Origin of the sequence: Nocardia sp. NPDC050378, assembly GCF_040655675.1 — a bacterium.
Lineage (GTDB): Bacteria > Actinomycetota > Actinomycetes > Mycobacteriales > Mycobacteriaceae > Nocardia > Nocardia coubleae.
The window spans coordinates 294,840-310,918 of record NZ_JBFAKI010000007.1 but is presented as its reverse complement, the minus strand read 5'-3'; the positions used below and the strand labels follow the sequence as shown (position 1 = coordinate 310,918).

Below are 16,079 nucleotides of genomic sequence, written 5' to 3'. Positions count from 1 at the left end.
GGGCGGGGATCACGCCAAGGTCGCCCGTGTCGCGGCGTGTCGGGGCCTAGGCGTTCTCGTAGCGGCGCGCCGTGAAAACGCGGGTTCCCTCAGGCGTGTCGAAGGCTGTCGTGGTGGAGGCGCCGATGATGAGCAGCGTACGCATGTCGACCTCGTCGGGGTTCAGGTCGGCGAGGGTCACCACCCGCACCGATTCCGTCGGCCCGCCGACATCGCGACCGAGCACCACCGGCGTCTCCGGGTCGCGATGGGTCAGCAGGATCTCGCGCATCGCGCCCACCTGCCAACGTCGCTGCGAGGAGGCCGGGTTGTAGATCGCGATCGCCATATCGGCCGCCGCGACGGCCGAAAGCCGTTGTGCCACAACCTCCCACGGCTTGAGTCGATCGGAGAGCGAGATCATCGCGTAGTCGTGACCCAGCGGTGCGCCGACCCGGCTCGCCACCGCGTTGGCCGCCGTCAGTCCCGGCAGCACCCGCACCGGCACATCCTTGAACTGCGGTTCGGCCGACACCTCGAGCACCGCCGAGGCCATCGCGAACACCCCCGGATCACCGGAGGACACCACGGCGACCCGCGCACCCCGCTTGGCCAGATCGAGTGCCATCGCGGCGCGCTCCGACTCGACCTTGTTGTCGCTGGCGTGCCTGCGCTGGCCGGCCCGCTCGGGGACACGGTTGATGTAGGTCGTGTAGCCGACGAGATCGGTCGCCTCGTCCAGCGCGGCGGTGACCTCCGGAGTGGTCCAGTCCGCGGCGCCGGGCCCGAGGCCCACGACCACGACTTCGCCCGCGGTGCTTGCTGATTCGTTGTACGGACTCGCTCCGGTCCGCTCCGACCTGTCTGTCGGTGCGCCGCGGCGCTGTCCGCCGACGACGGACGCGACCCCGGTGGTCGGGGTGGGCCCGGGAACCAGCGTGATCGAGAAGTAGGGCACATCGGCCTCGTCGACATCGGCGGCCGCGAGCACCCGCTGACGGGTGCTGCTCGCGCGTTCGACGTAGTAGGCGTCGTCGAGGCGACCGGCGTCGGCGAGCGCCCGGCGCACGCCGGGGAAGGTGCGTCCCAGCTTCATGATCGCGGCGGCGTCGGTCTCGCGCAGCCGCTCGGTGAGTTCGTCGACGGGCATGGTGCCGGGCAGCACCGTGAGTACCTGCTCGCCTTCCACCAGGGGTGTGCCGAGCGCCGCCGAGGCCGCGCTCACCGAGGTGATCCCGGGGACGATCTCGGCGTGGAACCGGTCGGCCAGGCGGCGGTGCATGTGCATGTACGAGGAGTAGAACAGCGGGTCACCGGCCGCGAGCAGGGCGACATCGCGGCCGGCGGCGAGGTGGGCGGCCAGCCGGGCGGCGGCCTGCTCGTAGAACTCGTCGATCGCGCCCTGGTACCCGCCGGGGTGGTCGGTGATCTCGGTGGTCACCGGGTAGACGAGGTGCTCTTCGATCTGGCCGGGCCGCAGGTACGGCTCGGCGATACCTCGGGAGATGCTGCGCCCGTGCCTGGCGCTGTGGAAGGCCACCACGTCGGCGGCGCCGATGAGCCGGGCCGCTTTCACCGTCACCAGTTCGGGATCGCCGGGGCCGAGGCCGATGCCCCAGAGTGTGCCGCTCATTCCTGTTCGCTCGCAATCGCGTTCAGCGCCGACGCGGTGATGGCGCTGCCGCCCCGCCTGCCGCGCACGGTGAGATATTCGACGCCGCCGAAGTCGATCAGCGCCTGTTTGGATTCGGCCGCGCCGATGAACCCGACGGGGATGCCGATGATCGCGGCGGGTCGCGGTGCGCCGGCGTCGAGCATGTCGAGCAGGTGGAACAACGCGGTCGGGGCGTTGCCGATGGCGACCACCGCGCCGTCGAGTTCGGCGCGCAGCAGGTCGAGCGCGGCGACCGAACGGGTGTTACCCATGCTCGCGGCCAGCTCGGGCACCCGCGGGTCGGTGAGGTTGCACAGCACCGGGTTGTCGGCGGGCAGCCGCTTGCGGGTGACGCCCGAGGCGACCATGTTGGCGTCGCAGATGATCGGTTTGCCCGCCCGCAACGCGGTGCGTGCGGCCGCGACCACACCGGGGGTGTAGGCGATGTCGCCCGCCAGGTCGACCTGTCCGCACCCGTGGATCATCCGCACCACCACGCGCTCGACATCGGCGGGGAAACCGGCGAGGTCGGCTTCGGCGCGGATGGTCGCGAACGAGCGCCGATAGATCTCGGCCCCGTCGGTGAGGTAGCTGGTGCGCACGTCGGACATGCGCACAACCCTAGAACCTGGCCGCGACGTGGTGTTCGGCGCGGTCGGCTCAGGTGCGTGGGCGCTCGAGGATGCGCGACATCACCAGCGAACTCCTGGTGCGCCCGACGCGCGCGTTCTCCCTGATCCGCTCCACGGTCACCTCGATCTCGGCCATGTCGGTGGCCATCACGTGTACCAGCGCGTCGGCCTCGCCGGCGATGGTGCACACTCCGACGACCTGCGGGATCGGTTCCAGTGTCCGGCGCAGTTCGGCGGGGGAGATGTTGTCGCGGTAGTACACCTCCACGTACGCCTCGGTGGTCCAGCCGAGGGCGGCCGGATTGACCAGGGCGGTGAACCCGGTGATCTGCCCACCCGCCACCATCTTGTCCACCCGCCGCTTCACCGCGGGCGCCGACAATCCGACGGTCGAGCCGATCTCGCCGAAGGTGGCACGCGCGTTCTTCAGCAGGGCGGCGAGAATGCGACGGTCGATGTCGTCCATGGGAATTCCTCTCACACAATGAATCGCCATTTTCCCATCGATACGCGCAATGAATCGGTGTTCCCCGCGCAACGCGACGACATCTACCGTCGAGGCGTCGATTCGCGCCGCGCAGCCACCGGGAGTTCTGATGACCGCCGTCCTTCCCCTTCCCTCCTCGACGCCGGCGCGGGCGGCCACCCCGCGCCGCTTCGTGATGTGCCGACCCGACCACTTCGAGGTCACCTACGCGATCAATCCGTGGATGGATCCGGCAGCGCCGGTGGACCGGGCGCGGGCGCTGGCGCAGTGGGAGATCCTGCGCGCGCTGCTCGAACAGCACGGGCATTCGGTGGAGACCGTGCCGGGTGAGCCGGGCCTGCCCGACATGGTGTTCGCGGCCAACAGCGCGATCGTGATCGGCGGTCGTGCCCTGTCGGCCCGCTTCGCCCATCCCGAGCGGCAACCGGAGGGCCCGGCGTTTCACCGCTGGTTCGCGGCGCGCGAGTTACGTGAGTTGGCGGTGGCGGCCGAAACCAACGAGGGTGAGGGCGATTTCACGTTCGCGGGCGAGCGGATCCTGGCCGGAGTGGGATTCCGCTGCACCGCGGCGGCCCACGCCGAGGTGCAACGGTTCTTCGGCCTGCCCGTGCTCTCGCTCGAGCTGATCGACCCCCGCTTCTATCACCTCGACACCGCGCTGATGTGCCTCGACGAGACCACGGTCGCCTACTACCCAGGGGCCTTCAGCCCGCAGGCCCGCGAGGTCCTGGCCGTCCATTACCCGGACGCGATCCTGGTCACCGAGGCCGATGCCCTGTCCTTCGGCCTCAACGGGGTGAGCGACGGCCGCCACGTCTTCCTCGATCCGGGCGCGACCGGGCTGATCGCCGCCCTGCGCGAGCGGGGTTTCGAACCGGTCCCGGTCGACATGTCCGAGCTGCGCAAAGGTGGTGGCGGCGTGAAGTGCTGCGTCCTCGAACTACACACCCCCCGCGCTCGCCGACCCTGAGCCGGCCGGAGAGCGCTGGGTTCCCCGGCCGACCCGATCATTCGAACTCGGTGCCGCCGTCGCGCAGCAGGTACGCGTCGGAGACGATCTTGCCGATGGCACGGCCGCCGAGCACGGGCGAGTGCCGCTCGCGCGCGGCACGCACCACCAGCCCCTCGCGGATATCGCCGCCCGACCCGCTGACGGTCTCGGTGCCCTCGGCCAGCTTCAGCAACAACTCCGCGTCGTAGGGGCCTTCGTAGAGGACCGGTACGCGAGGGACGCCGAGGCCGAGTTCGCCGAGCAGGGCACCGATCTCGTGGTGGTCGAGCCAGCGCACCGGCGCACCGGCCTGCTCGACCGCGAGGTCGAACAGGGCGAAACCGAGCGTGTCGTCGTGCGCGGCCGACGCACCGTAGTGCAGGTCCTGCACGCCCGCCCCGAACACCTCACCGAAGAGCCCGACCCGGTCGGCGTCGAGGGCGTCGGCGAGCACGCGGGCGGCTTCGTCGAGCCGATGGCTGTGCACCGCCCGCCAGTACAGGTTGCCCTCGGTGCGGATCAGTGCCTGCGACCGACCACCGATTCCCTTGGACGACACCAAGGTCCGGTCCTCGGCGCGCAGATGGGTGAGCAGAAAGGCGGTGCCGTGGATCTTCTCCGTCGCCACCACCGGCTCGCCTTCGGCGAAGATATCGGGGAACCGCTTGATGTTCTCCACATCGATCCAGCGCAGCAGGTCGGGGGCGGGTTCCACTTGTCCCGACATCGAAACCGGGACCGGCGGCACCCATTTGGTCACGCCGAGCTCGGCGGCGAAGTCGGTGCGCGCCTCGGCCGCCGCCGCGAGATCCGTGCCCGACAGTGCGCTCGGTGTGCAGACGATGCCCTGGGACACCTCGCCGCGCAACCGCACCGCCTTCACCCGATTGCGTTGTGCCCCGGCCAATTTGCCGGTGAGACCCAGCTCGGCGATCAGCGGGTCCGGAACGATCGCCTGTTCCGGGATGTAGACGGCGTGGTCGCCGGTGACGAACTGCCCCTTGGCGACGACGGCCCGGTACAGCCCGACCTGGGCCAGCTCCAGCCGGTCGGCGTTCGGGTGTGGGACGACGACGAGCCGCTCGGCCGTCACTCGCAGTGTGGACATGGGAACCCCCTCGTTTCGAGGAGGTCAGCGTATGGCCGTGCCAATCACGGAGTCGAGCGGTTTTCGCGCGGGATGCACGTGCGCGGACGGCGTTCTAAGCTCGCCCTCATGGCCGAATCGAACACTGTCGCAGACACTCTGGCGATCACCGAGACGATCACCCGGATGTTCGTGTACTGCGATCGCAAGCGCTGGGACGACCTGGTCGCCGAGGTCTTCACCGACGAGGTCGACTTCGACGGCGGATTCGGTGACGGGGTCTCGATCCGCTCGTCGAAGGACATCGCCGCCGACTGGAAGGCGGGCCTGGAGGCCCTCGACGCCGTGCACCATCAGGCCGGCAATTACCTGATCGACGTCGACGGCGACGAGGCCACCGCCCACGCCGACTCCATCGCCGTCCACGTGAACAACGCCGCGACCAACGGCAGGACCCGCACCTTCGTCGGCAGCTACGCCCTTGCCGCCCGCCGTACCGCCGCGGGCTGGCGGATCAGCAAGTTCCACTACCTGCTGAAGGTGATCGAGGGCAACGCCGAGCTGAACTAGTCCGGGCGGTCGATGCGGTACCCGCCTTCGGTGGCGACGACATCGGTGACAGGTCCGGCTGGGCGGCCACAGCGCCGTTCGCAGCCCGACCAGTGTTGACGGCCGGTCGCCACCACGTCGGCGGCATCGAGGCCTGACTCGGCGCGGTCCGCCGCGTCGGCGGGAAGGGTGCGCTCGGCATCGCGGCCAGGCTCGGCTGTCGCGGGATGCCCCTCGGCCAGGTCGGGTGGTTCGTCGCCGAACACGCGCCCGGTTTCGATGGCCTCGGTGAGATCGGCGCGGACATCGGTGTGGGACTTGGCGCAGCCGGGGCGGCCCGCGCAGGCGCTCACCTGTAACCACGGTGAGCCGGCGTCGAAGATCAAGCCCATCGGCGCGAGCACCCGCACCACCGTTTCCGCGGGGCCCTCCTCCAGGTCGGGTAGCACCACACTGCGCCATGGCGTGAGGAACACGGGGCGTTCGACGGCGGCCAGGAATTCGGCGACCCGCGCGGGCAGTGTGCCGAGCCGAACACCCGCGCCGAGGGTGACCAGGCCGTTATCCTGTTCGAGCCAGCCGATCGGAATGTCATGTGTCGCACCGAGTTCCAGGCGCGCACCGGCGGGGGAGCGGTCCAGGGTCTCGGTGACCTTCTCGACACCGCCGGGGATCTCGTGCAACCGCCACTGCCCCGATTCCGCACGCAGGTCGAGGAAGCCGCGCGCTGCGTCGAGCATGACCGTGACGGCCTCGTCGGGAGTGACGCGGATGCCGGTGTCGGTCCCGGCGAGCAGCAACGCGAACTCGTCGCCGACGGCCTGGATCCCGATATCGCCGCGCAGGGTGCTCACGTCACCGCGGCCGTCGTCGAGGGTGAACAAGACCCGGCCTGGCAGGCCCGCCAGCGCGGCATCGGCCTGCAAGCCCACATCCAGGTCGGTGGCCAGCCCGTGTACATCGGCAAATCCACCCACCCGCCCGGACAGCGGTGAGGCGACGATATTGCGGACTCGCTCGTGCGTGCGGCTCGGCAGCAGGCCCGCTGTGGCCAGTCGGGCGGCCAGTTCGTTCGCGTTCCGTACCCGGCGCAACTGCACATTGCCGCGGGAGGTCAGCTCGAGGTTCCCGTTGCCCAGGTCGTGTGCGGCCTCGGCGAGTACCTGCACCTGGCCGGATTCCAGTCGTCCGCCGGGAACCCGGATCCGCGCCAACGGCCCGTCCGCGGCCTCGTGCAGCCGCAGAACCCCTGGGCAAGAATCGGGAGCGCTCCTGGTCATGATTCCCCAGCCTACGACCACCGCCGGGAGCGATCCGGCGTCAGGGCCGGGTGTAGTGCAGCGACACGGCGCCCGAGTCGGTTAGGGTGGTCGCGGCGGCGAGGCGCCAGGTCGACGCGTAGTTGTCGGGGAGCAGGCGCAGGCCGCCGCCGAGGGTGGTGGGGACGATGGTGAGGTAGAGGTCGTCGAACAGGTCGGCGCGCACCAGACACTGAATGATGCTAGCGCTGTTGGTGATCAGGATGTCGCGTCCGGCGGCTGCTTTGAGCGCGCGCACGTCGGCTTCCGGGTCGCGACCGATCCTGGCGTTGGTCCAGTCGGCCTTGTCCAGGTCGGACTGGTCGAGGGTGGTGGTGAAGACGACTTTCTCGACCTTCGCGAGCCATTCACCGAGCTCACGGGTGCGGGCGGAGCTGGCGGGGTCGGCGGTGATGCCCGGCCAGACCGCGGTGAACCCTTCCCAGTTGGTGCGTCCGAGGACGACGGTGTCGGCGCCGCGCCAGATGCCCTCGTAGGTGATCTCGGTCTGCGGGCTGGTGATGTAGTCCATGCACCAGCTCATGTCGTCGCCGGGACCGGTGCCGCTGTATCCGTCCATGGAGACGGCGACTTCGGCGACGACTCGGCGTCCGGTGCTCTGCGGGGTATTCGACATGGGCGACATCCGTTCTCGTTCGGTTGCTAATTCAGAGGAACAGACGCCACAACGTGGCCGAACTCATCGGTGATCCGCGCCGCGCTCGTGTTTGCGCACCAGAAGGAAACGGTATCCGCCTAGTGTGAGTGGCGGATCGCCGCCGGAGCAGTGCCGACAGGAGAGGTCAACCGCATGCTGCGTGAATTCGTGGACAAGCGTGTAGTTCCCGCGCTCGACAAGGTCGCCCATGCGCAGGCACCGGTGGTGCGGCGCTACGTCGACTGGCTGGGGAGCAGGCACCCCGACGATTCACCGGTGGAACTCGTGCAGCGGCTGTCGCGCCAGTACCTCGTCGTCGTCACCGCCAGCGGCGTGACGGTGGGGCTCACCGCCGCCGTACCCGGTATCGGCACGCTGATCGGCCTGGCCGCCACCGGTGTGGACACCGCCGTCTTCGTGGAGGCATCCTCGGTGTTCTCGGTGGGCGCCGCCGCGGCGTACGGCATCGCGCCCGAGGATCCGCGCCAGCAGCGATTGGTGTCGAAGGTGGTGCTCGGCGAGTCTGGCACGAAGGTCCTCGAACAGACCGCGGGTCACACGAAGGGCCAGTGGCTCGCCGTGGTCACCGACCACATTCCCGGCCTGGCGAGCATGCCCGACGGGCCTGCCAAACGGTTCATCGTCAACTACCTGGTCAAACGCGGACTGCTGCTCTTCGGCACGCTCATCCCCGCCGGGATCGGCGCGGTGATCGGCGGCTACGGCAACAACGCCCTCGGTCAGCTGGTCATCGCCAACGTCTACCGCCACCTGGGCACCGGTTCGCCCGAGATGGTCGCCGCGGGCACCCGCGACGGTTCGTCTTGACCTTCGAGTCACTGCAACCCCGATCATGAGCCGGTGCCTGACACCGAACTGATCACCATCGGAGCGTTCGCCCGCGTCTGCGGACTGAACGCCAGCGCCCTGCGCTTCTACGCCGACGCCGGAGTCCTCGTCCCCGCCCTGGTGGACGAGGACTCCGGCTACCGCTACTACACCCCCGACCAGGCCGGTCCCGCCTGCCTGATCCGCCACCTGCGCGCCGTCGACATGCCGTTGCCGACTGTCGCGGCGGTGCTCGCCGAACCCGACGCCGCAAAGGCCGCCGCCCTCCTCGACGCCCATCTCGCCGAAATGCACTGCCGCCGAAGGGAGTTCGACGCCGCAGCCGCCGCCGCTCATCGGGCGCTCGGCGTGGACCCCCGGCCGTTGCCGGACCGACGTGACCACGGCGCGGTGCCCGGCACCGAACCCGACCAGGCCGTGCGGGTCGGCGGTCCGGCGCTCGCGGCAGCCATCGACCAGGTCTCCACGGCAACCCGCACCGATCCGGCCCTGCCCGTGCTCGACACCATCCTGTTCGAGGCCGGCCCCGACGAACTGATCCTCACCGCCACCGACCGCTACCGGCTGGCCTCGCGAACCCTGCGCCCGATGGCCTCGGCGACGGCCGAGTGGTCCGCGACCATCGATGCCGCCGAACTGCGTGCCACCGCGTCCTGGCTGCGCCGTCAGCACACGGTGATCCTGCGTCCCACGCCCGATTCCGTCGAATTCCGCACTGCCACCGAGGATTCGGCGGCGAGTCAGCGCTGCCGCCGCTCGCCCGAGGAATTCCCCGACTACCGCCGCATGCTGGCAGCCCTGCCCCCGACCCCGACCAGGGCTGTCCTCGACCGCGCGCACCTCCTGGAAACACTGGAACGCGCGGACTCACCGATCGTGACTCTGCGCTTCGATTCCCCGGACACGGCCACGATCTCGGTGCCGAGCCCGGACGCGTCGACCCAGGACGGCACGCCGAACCCGCCCACCGAGCTGCGTGCGACGGTCTCCGGCCCACCGATCAGCGTCCACTTCGCCGTAACCACCCTCTACCCGGCCGTCGCGGGCGCGATCGGCCCCGACATCATGCTCGACCTGTCCGTCCCCGACCTCCCCGCCCACATCCGCTCCGCCGACGACGGCGACCTCCGGACCCTCGCCATGCCCTGCGAACCGGCCCCTTGATCGCTCGACCTGCCGGGTTGTGGCCCGGCAGGTTCACCGCTACGTTAAGTGCATGCACAAGCATGAACTTACGGAAAGGGGAACCCCCTCGGTCGGCGACCCGGTCGAGGGCTGGTTTCGTGCTTCCGCTCTTGTCGCGACCGTCGATTCGGGTCTCGGCAAATGGCTGACGCTGCACCACGGCATCGGCCTCACCGAGTACCACGCGCTCCGGCAGCTTGCCGCCGCGCCGGACAAGGAGATCCGGGTCAGCGAGCTGGCCCATCGGATCGGGTTGAATCAGAGTTCGGTGACCCGATTGCTGGGGCGGCTCGAGGCAAGAGGGTTCACGCGGCGGGACTTGTGTTCGGAGGACGGGCGCGGTGTGTACGCCGTGATCACCGAGGAGGGGGAGGTGCTGGTCAGGGACGCGCGCGAACCCTTCCAGCTCCAGCTGGAACGTCTGCTCGACGACGCCGAAGAGCTGTCACCGATGTTCGACGCGCTGCTCGCGCGCCGAACGGGGAACCGGGACTCCTGAACTGACCTGACATGCCGCAGAGGTCTTCCGCTCGGCATATATATGTATGTACATCCATAGAAAGGTATTATCGTGAACTGGCTCTACCTCGCCATCGCCGTCGTCTTCGAGGTCACCGTCGCTCTGGCGGCCGGAAAAGCGAAGGGTTTCACCGACATTCGATGGACCGTCGCCACCCTGGTCAGCGGCGCGATCGCGACCTACTTCCTGAGCCTGGCGCTGCTCACCTTCGACGTCGGCGCCGGCTACGCGATCTGGACCTCCCTGGCCGGTGTCGGAATCGTCGCTCTCGGCGCGGTGCTGTTCGGCCAGCGAGTCGACTGGCGCAAGGCGGTCGGCATCGTGATCGTCATCGGCGGTGTCGTCGGCCTGCAGCTCAGCAGCGGCGCCTGAGCAACCTCGTCCCCGACCACTTCTCACCGAAAGGCCGAACAATGTTCACCCACAACCGCACTCCCGCCACCGCCTGGCTCGTCCTGCTCCTCGCCGGCGCCTTCGAAGTCGGATACGCCCTCGCCGTCGGCGGCAGCCACGGTTTCACCGTGCTCACCTGGTCGCTGGTGGCGATCGTCTTCTTCCTTCTCACCCTGTTCGCCCTCAGCGTCGCGCTGAGAACGATCGACGTGGGCATCGGCTATGCCGTCTGGGCGGGCATCGGCGCGGTCGGCGCCGCACTCCTCGGACCGGTGTTCTTCGAGGAAACGCTCACGCCGCTCAAAGCGTTCTGGCTCGCCGTGGTGATCGCGGGAGTGGTCTGGCTCAAACTCGCCGACCGCGCCGAAGCCGCCTGAGCGACCCCGGACGCGGGCTGGAAAGTTGCGGGCGCGGCCGGGCCAGTACCATCGACTTGCTCGGCGGGCGTCGAGGAAACCGGTGGAAATCCGGTGCGGTCGCGCCACTGTGAACAGCCAGACCCTCTCCGGCGAGCACCGCAACCCGATGGGCGCGTCAACCCGAGGAAGGTCTCACCCTGTGATCCTGCTGCTGTCCACCTCCGACACCGACCTGCTGAGCGCCCGCGCGAGCGGCGCCGAGTACCGGTGGGGCAACCCCGCCCGGCTGCTGGTCGAGGATCTCGGGCAGCTGCTCGACGGCGTCGACCTGGTGATCGTGCGTATCCTCGGCGGCAAACGCGCCTGGGAAGAGGGCCTGGACGCGGTGCGGGCCAGCGGCATTCCGATGGTCGCCCTCGGCGGCGAGATCGCACCCGACGCGGAACTGATGGAATGTTCCACCGTGCCGGTCGGTGTCGCCGCCGACGCCCACAACTATCTCGCCGCGGGTGGTGCCGACAACCTGCGTCAGCTCTACAACTTCCTGTCCGACACGGTGTTGCTCACCGGTCACGGATTCGAGCCGCCGGTCCAGCTGCCGACCTGGGGTGAGCTCGAACGCTCGGCGCGCATCCTCGAACCGCACGCCCCCACGGTCGCCGTCGTCTACTACCGCGCCCAGCACCTGGCGGGCAACACCGGCTACGTCGACGCCCTGTGCACGGCCATCGAAGCCAAGGGTGCGCGCGCCCTGCCTGTGTACGCGGCGTCGCTGCGGACCGCCGAGCCGGAACTGCTCACCCTCCTCGGCCGGGCCGACGCCCTGGTGGTCACCGTGCTCGCCGCGGGCGGCAGCAAGCCCGCCACCGCGTCGGCCGGTGGCGACGACGAGGCCTGGGACGTGGCCGCGCTGGCCGCCCTCGACGTGCCGATCCTGCAGGGCCTGTGCCTGACCAGCCCGCGCGCCCAGTGGGAGGCCAACGACGACGGCCTGTCCCCGCTCGATGTCGCCACCCAGGTGGCGGTCCCGGAGTTCGACGGGCGCATCATCACGGTGCCGTTCTCGTTCAAGGAGTTCGACGAGGACGGTCTGTCCACCTATGTCCCCGATCCCGAACGCGCCGCCCGCGTCGCCGGGATCGCGGTGCGTCACGCCCGCCTGCGTCATATTCCCAACGGCGACAAGCGGATCGCGCTCATGCTGTCGGCCTACCCGACCAAGCACGCGCGCATCGGCAACGCCGTCGGCCTCGACACCCCGGCGAGCGCCATCCGGCTGCTCACCGAAATGCGTTCCGCCGGTTACGACCTCGGCGACATCGCCGAGATTCCCGGCCTCGCCGAAGGCGACGGTGACGCCCTGATCCACGCCCTGATCGCGGCGGGCGGCCAGGATCCCGACTGGCTCAGCGCCGAACAGCTCGAGGGCAATCCGATCCGCATCGGCGCGACCGTCTACACCCGATGGTTCGAGTCGCTGCCCGCCGACCTGCGCGAAGCCGTGGTCGAGGCGTGGGGGCCGCCGCCGGGCGAACTGTATGTGGACCGTTCGGCCGACCCGAAGGGCGAGATCGTCATCGCCGCACTGCGTTTCGGCAATGTGGTGCTGATGGTGCAGCCGCCGCGCGGTTTCGGGGAGAACCCGGTCGCCATCTACCACGATCCCGATCTGCCGCCGAGCCACCACTACCTGGCGGCCTACCGGTGGCTGTCGTCGGCCGACGGTTTCGGTGCCGATGCGATGGTGCACCTCGGCAAGCACGGCAACCTGGAATGGCTGCCGGGCAAGACCCTCGGCATGTCCGCGTCCTGTGGCACCGACGCCGCCCTCGGCGATCTGCCGCTGATCTACCCGTTCCTGGTGAACGACCCCGGTGAGGGCACCCAGGCCAAGCGCCGCGCCCACGCCACCCTCGTCGACCACCTCATCCCGCCGATGGCTCGCGCCGAAACCTACGGCGACATCTCGCGCCTGGAACAACTGCTCGACGAGCACGCCAACATCTCCGCCCTCGACCCGGCCAAACTGCCCGCCATCCGCCAGCAGATCTGGACCCTGATGCGCGCGGCCAAGATGGACCACGACCTCGGCCTGGCCGAACGCCCCGACGAGGACGTCTTCGACGACATGCTCCTGCACGTCGACGGCTGGCTCTGCGAGATCAAGGACGTGCAGATCCGCGACGGCCTGCACATCCTCGGCCAGGCCCCCGAGGGCGAGATGGAACTCGACCTGGTGCTGGCCATGCTGCGTGCCCGCCAGCTGTGGGGCGGCGAACAGAACGTCCCCGGCCTGCGAGAGGCGCTGGGGCTCAGCGAAGCCGGAGACGAGGCACGGATCCGCGTCGACGTGGTGGAGGCCCGCGCGCGCGAGCTGCTCGGCGCCCTGCAGGCGACGGACTGGTCGGTGGACGCGGTCGACACCCTCGTCGACGACTACGCGACCGCGATTCTCGCTGGGGGAGTGGATGATTCGTCCGGAGCGAGCGGCGCTGCCGCCGCGAACGGCGGCATCGCGGTGAGTGGGCGCCTCGACGCGGTGAAGACCGTGCTGCGGTTCGCCGCGACCGAGGTCGTGCCCCGCCTGCGCGAGACCGGCATCGAGATCGCCCGGGTCCTGCACGCCCTCAACGGCGGTTTCATCCCCGCGGGCCCGAGTGGTTCACCCTTGCGTGGTCTCATCAACGTGTTGCCGACCGGTCGCAACTTCTACTCCGTCGATCCGAAGGCCGTACCCTCGCGACTGGCGTGGGAGACGGGTCAGGCCATGGCCGAGTCCCTGCTCGCCCGCTACCTGGCCGACCACGGCGAGTACCCCAAGTCGGTCGGCCTGTCGGTGTGGGGCACCTCGGCCATGCGCACCTCCGGTGACGACATCGCCGAAGTCTTCGCGCTGCTCGGCGTGCGGCCGGTGTGGGACGAGGCGAGCCGCCGCGTCACCTCGCTCGAGGTGATCTCCCTGGACGAACTGGGCCGCCCGCGCATCGACGTCACCGTGCGCATCTCCGGCTTCTTCCGCGACGCCTTCCCGCACGTCCTCGCTCTGCTCGACGACGCCGTGCGTCTCGTCGCCGCCCTCGACGAACCGGCCGACGCCAATTACGTCCGCGCCCATGCCGATGCGGACCTGGCCGAGCACGGCGATGCCCGCCGTGCCACCACGCGCATCTTCGGTTCCAAGCCGGGCACCTACGGCGCGGGCCTGCTGCAGCTCATCGACTCCAAGAGCTGGCGCACCGACGACGACCTCGCGCAGGTGTACACCACCTGGGGCGGCTACGCCTACGGCCGCGACCTCGACGGCGCCCCCGCCGCCGACGACATGCGCACCGCGTACAAGCGAATCGCCGTGGCGGCCAAGAACACCGACACCCGCGAGCACGACATCGCCGACTCCGACGACTACTTCCAGTACCACGGCGGCATGGTCGCCACGGTGCGCGCGCTCACCGGGAAGAACCCCGAGGCCTACATCGGCGACTCCACCCGCCCCGACGCGGTGCGCACCCGCACGCTCTCGGAGGAAACCACCCGCGTGTTCCGTGCGCGCGTGGTGAACCCGCGCTGGCTCGAAGCGATGCGCCGCCACGGCTACAAGGGTGCCTTCGAAATGGCCGCGACCGTCGACTACCTGTTCGGTTACGACGCCACAACCAATGTCGTCGCCGACTGGATGTACGAAAAGCTCTCCGAGAGCTACGTTTTCGACGATGTGAACCGCAAGTTCATGGAGCAGTCCAACCCCTGGGCGCTGCACGGCATCGCCGAACGACTGCTCGAGGCGGCCGAGCGCAAGCTCTGGGAGCACCCCGAACCGGCAACCCTGGACAAGCTGCGCCAGATCTACCTCGAGACCGAGGGCGAACTCGAATAGTCTGCCCGCGCGGCCTGCAGGAGAATCCGGTCACGGTAGATCCGCAGTGCCGCGATGACAGCCAAGACCGCGGTGAGCAGGCCGCAGGCGATGCGCACCGCATGCGCGACCTCGATCTCGGCAACCGTGCTGTGCAATTCGTCGACCGTGTACAGGGCGCGATCCTCGAACAGGATCGGCCAGCGCGGCCACAGGTACAGCATCGACAGCAGGAACATCCCCGAGACGAACGGCACCAGCGACGCGAGCAGCCAGCCGCGGGCGCGCCCCGACCACACACCGGCAGCCACGGCGAGCACAGCGCTCAGGGTCAGGAACATCCCCAGCGGGCGCATCACATCGCCGACCGAGACCACGGCGGTGAATGCCTCGCCCACCTCCAGCGATGCCGGAATGTCGTGGAAGTAGTTCGGGTACAGGAAGACCGTTTCGGCGATCGTGGTGCACACCACCAGGGTTGCCAGCACGGCGTAGATGGTCGCGGCCGTGAGCGCGACCGTGATTTTTCGCATGGTGTTCTCCTCGTGGGCGTGCTGTCGACGCTAGACCGGCGTCGGATCTCCGACATCCGGTGCCGACCCTGAACTCGGGTCGGGGAACTCACCCAGGTCTCGTGATCGACGGCGAACGCGAGTTGCCGTAAAACTGCAACGCGTTCTAATCTTGGCGGGTGAGCCTGGGAAACACCCTGGACGGAAAGGGTCGCCATGACCACCTCACCGGCGTACTTCACCCGCACGGGCGCGGTGTTCGAGCCGACCAGGTTCTCGCTGAGCCTGTGGGGCCCCGAGACGCTGTCGGGGCCGCCGGTGTGCGGGTTGATGGCGCGGGAGGTGGAGGCGCGGTACTGCACCGAGGAGTTCGTGCCCGCCCGGTTCACCGTCGATCTGCACCGCGCGGTGCCCGCCGTGCCCTTGACCGTCGAGAGCGAGCTGGTGCGTGACGGCAAGCGCGTGCGCGCGGTCGCCGTCAGCCTGCGTTCGGGCGACGCGGTGGTGGCCAGGGGCAGCGCGTTGCTGCTGAAACGCTCGACGCAGCCGCCCGGTGCGGTGTGGCGGCCCGACCGGGAACGGCCGTTGCCGCCGCCGGACGCACGCGCGGCGATCGAGGAGGGACTGCACCTCTTCGGCAGCGACGGCCATGCCGACGGCTGGTCGATCCGGATGACCGAGCACCAGAACGACACCCGTAAACGCAAATGGGTACGCAACATCCCGGTCGTCGCCGGTGAGGAGTCCTCCCCGTTCTGCTACGCCGCGATGACGGGCGAGCAGACGAGTCTGGTCACCAACTGGGGCACCGACGGCATCGGTTTCATCAATACCGATGTGTCGATCACGTTCTCACGCCTGCCGATCGGCGTCGAGATGGGCATCGAGGCGGAAGGTCACCTCAGCGACGACGGGATCGCGGCGGGCGCGGCCGTGCTCTACGACGCCGACGGCGCGTTCGGGATGTGCACCACCACGGCACTGGCCAACGAGAGCCACCAGATCCGCGGCGCCCTCATCGACAAGCTGACCGACACGGTGATGGCGGAACTGGCGTCGGGCTACTGAGCCCG

The 16,079-nt window shown here is 69.3% G+C and carries 16 protein-coding genes and 1 riboswitch; of the genes, 9 read left to right on the top strand and 7 right to left on the bottom strand.

Annotation, left to right across the window (positions count from 1 at the left end):
• Positions 1-46 precede the first annotated feature (46 nt).
• The 3 genes from AB0I35_RS18760 to AB0I35_RS18750 are packed head-to-tail and all read right to left on the bottom strand — an operon-like array spanning position 47 to position 2,731.
• Positions 47-1,612 carry a precorrin-2 C(20)-methyltransferase gene (locus AB0I35_RS18760; RefSeq protein WP_357397340.1) on the bottom strand — a complete coding sequence of 522 codons (1,566 nt, stop codon included), beginning with the start codon at positions 1,610-1,612 and terminating at the stop codon, positions 47-49.
• Positions 1,609-2,244, bottom strand: a complete 636-nt coding sequence (locus AB0I35_RS18755; RefSeq protein WP_357397339.1) for a precorrin-8X methylmutase — start codon at positions 2,242-2,244, stop codon at positions 1,609-1,611. Before AB0I35_RS18755 ends, AB0I35_RS18760 begins: the two co-directional genes overlap by 4 nt.
• A 49-nt stretch (positions 2,245-2,293) precedes the next feature.
• Positions 2,294-2,731, bottom strand: coding sequence for an Lrp/AsnC family transcriptional regulator (locus tag AB0I35_RS18750; protein WP_067492196.1), 438 nt, complete (start codon positions 2,729-2,731; stop codon positions 2,294-2,296).
• A 130-nt stretch (positions 2,732-2,861) separates the two neighbouring features.
• On the opposite strand from AB0I35_RS18750, the gene ddaH reads away from it, so the two are divergent.
• Positions 2,862-3,722: a dimethylargininase gene (gene ddaH / locus AB0I35_RS18745; protein ID WP_357397338.1), complete on the top strand. Its 861-nt coding sequence runs from the start codon at positions 2,862-2,864 to the stop codon at positions 3,720-3,722.
• 37 nt (positions 3,723-3,759) lie between these two features.
• On the opposite strand, the gene AB0I35_RS18740 is transcribed toward ddaH, so the two are convergent.
• On the bottom strand, positions 3,760-4,851 hold the full coding sequence (locus AB0I35_RS18740; protein ID WP_357397337.1) for an RNA ligase (ATP): 1,092 nt from the start codon (positions 4,849-4,851) through the stop codon (positions 3,760-3,762).
• A gap of 108 nt (positions 4,852-4,959) precedes the next feature.
• Here AB0I35_RS18740 and AB0I35_RS18735 point away from each other — a divergent pair, with 108 nt between their 5' ends.
• Complete coding sequence (locus tag AB0I35_RS18735) at positions 4,960-5,400, top strand: nuclear transport factor 2 family protein (RefSeq protein WP_357397336.1); 441 nt, start codon at positions 4,960-4,962, stop codon at positions 5,398-5,400.
• Here the strand turns inward: AB0I35_RS18735 and cobG are convergent.
• Positions 5,397-6,659: a precorrin-3B synthase gene (gene cobG / locus AB0I35_RS18730; protein ID WP_357397335.1), complete on the bottom strand. Its 1,263-nt coding sequence runs from the start codon at positions 6,657-6,659 to the stop codon at positions 5,397-5,399. The two genes, AB0I35_RS18735 and cobG, sit on opposite strands and share 4 nt — an antisense overlap.
• A 40-nt stretch (positions 6,660-6,699) precedes the next feature.
• A complete protein-coding gene (locus tag AB0I35_RS18725) occupies positions 6,700-7,314 on the bottom strand; it encodes a dihydrofolate reductase family protein (RefSeq protein ID WP_357397334.1) in 615 nt (204 codons plus the stop codon).
• A 174-nt stretch (positions 7,315-7,488) separates the two neighbouring features.
• Between AB0I35_RS18725 and AB0I35_RS18720 the strand changes: the two genes are divergently transcribed.
• The 6 genes from AB0I35_RS18720 (at position 7,489) to cobN (ending at position 14,515) form a co-directional block, all read left to right on the top strand.
• Positions 7,489-8,163: a hypothetical protein gene (locus tag AB0I35_RS18720; protein ID WP_357397333.1), complete on the top strand. Its 675-nt coding sequence runs from the start codon at positions 7,489-7,491 to the stop codon at positions 8,161-8,163.
• A gap of 33 nt (positions 8,164-8,196) precedes the next feature.
• Positions 8,197-9,348: a MerR family transcriptional regulator gene (locus AB0I35_RS18715; protein ID WP_357397332.1), complete on the top strand. Its 1,152-nt coding sequence runs from the start codon at positions 8,197-8,199 to the stop codon at positions 9,346-9,348.
• Between the two features lie 52 nt (positions 9,349-9,400).
• Complete coding sequence (locus AB0I35_RS18710) at positions 9,401-9,868, top strand: MarR family transcriptional regulator (protein ID WP_357397331.1); 468 nt, start codon at positions 9,401-9,403, stop codon at positions 9,866-9,868.
• A 72-nt stretch (positions 9,869-9,940) separates the two neighbouring features.
• The gene (locus tag AB0I35_RS18705; protein ID WP_357146603.1) at positions 9,941-10,261 is read left to right on the top strand and encodes an SMR family transporter; all 321 of its coding nucleotides are present in this window, start codon (positions 9,941-9,943) and stop codon (positions 10,259-10,261) included.
• 41 nt (positions 10,262-10,302) lie between these two features.
• The gene (locus tag AB0I35_RS18700) at positions 10,303-10,659 is read left to right on the top strand and encodes a multidrug efflux SMR transporter (RefSeq protein ID WP_357397330.1); all 357 of its coding nucleotides are present in this window, start codon (positions 10,303-10,305) and stop codon (positions 10,657-10,659) included.
• A 21-nt stretch (positions 10,660-10,680) separates the two neighbouring features.
• Positions 10,681-10,807, top strand: a riboswitch (cobalamin riboswitch).
• Positions 10,808-10,840: 33 nt separating this feature from the next.
• Positions 10,841-14,515 carry a cobaltochelatase subunit CobN gene (gene cobN, locus AB0I35_RS18695; RefSeq protein ID WP_357397329.1) on the top strand — a complete coding sequence of 1,225 codons (3,675 nt, stop codon included), beginning with the start codon at positions 10,841-10,843 and terminating at the stop codon, positions 14,513-14,515.
• Here the strand turns inward: cobN and AB0I35_RS18690 are convergent.
• Positions 14,485-15,027 (bottom strand): hypothetical protein, encoded by a 543-nt coding sequence (locus tag AB0I35_RS18690; protein ID WP_357397328.1) that lies wholly within the window; start codon positions 15,025-15,027, stop codon positions 14,485-14,487. The genes cobN and AB0I35_RS18690 overlap by 31 nt on opposite strands.
• Before the next feature lie 195 nt (positions 15,028-15,222).
• Between AB0I35_RS18690 and AB0I35_RS18685 the strand changes: the two genes are divergently transcribed.
• The gene (locus tag AB0I35_RS18685; protein ID WP_357397327.1) at positions 15,223-16,074 is read left to right on the top strand and encodes an acyl-CoA thioesterase domain-containing protein; all 852 of its coding nucleotides are present in this window, start codon (positions 15,223-15,225) and stop codon (positions 16,072-16,074) included.
• The last annotated feature ends 5 nt before the right edge of the window (positions 16,075-16,079 follow it).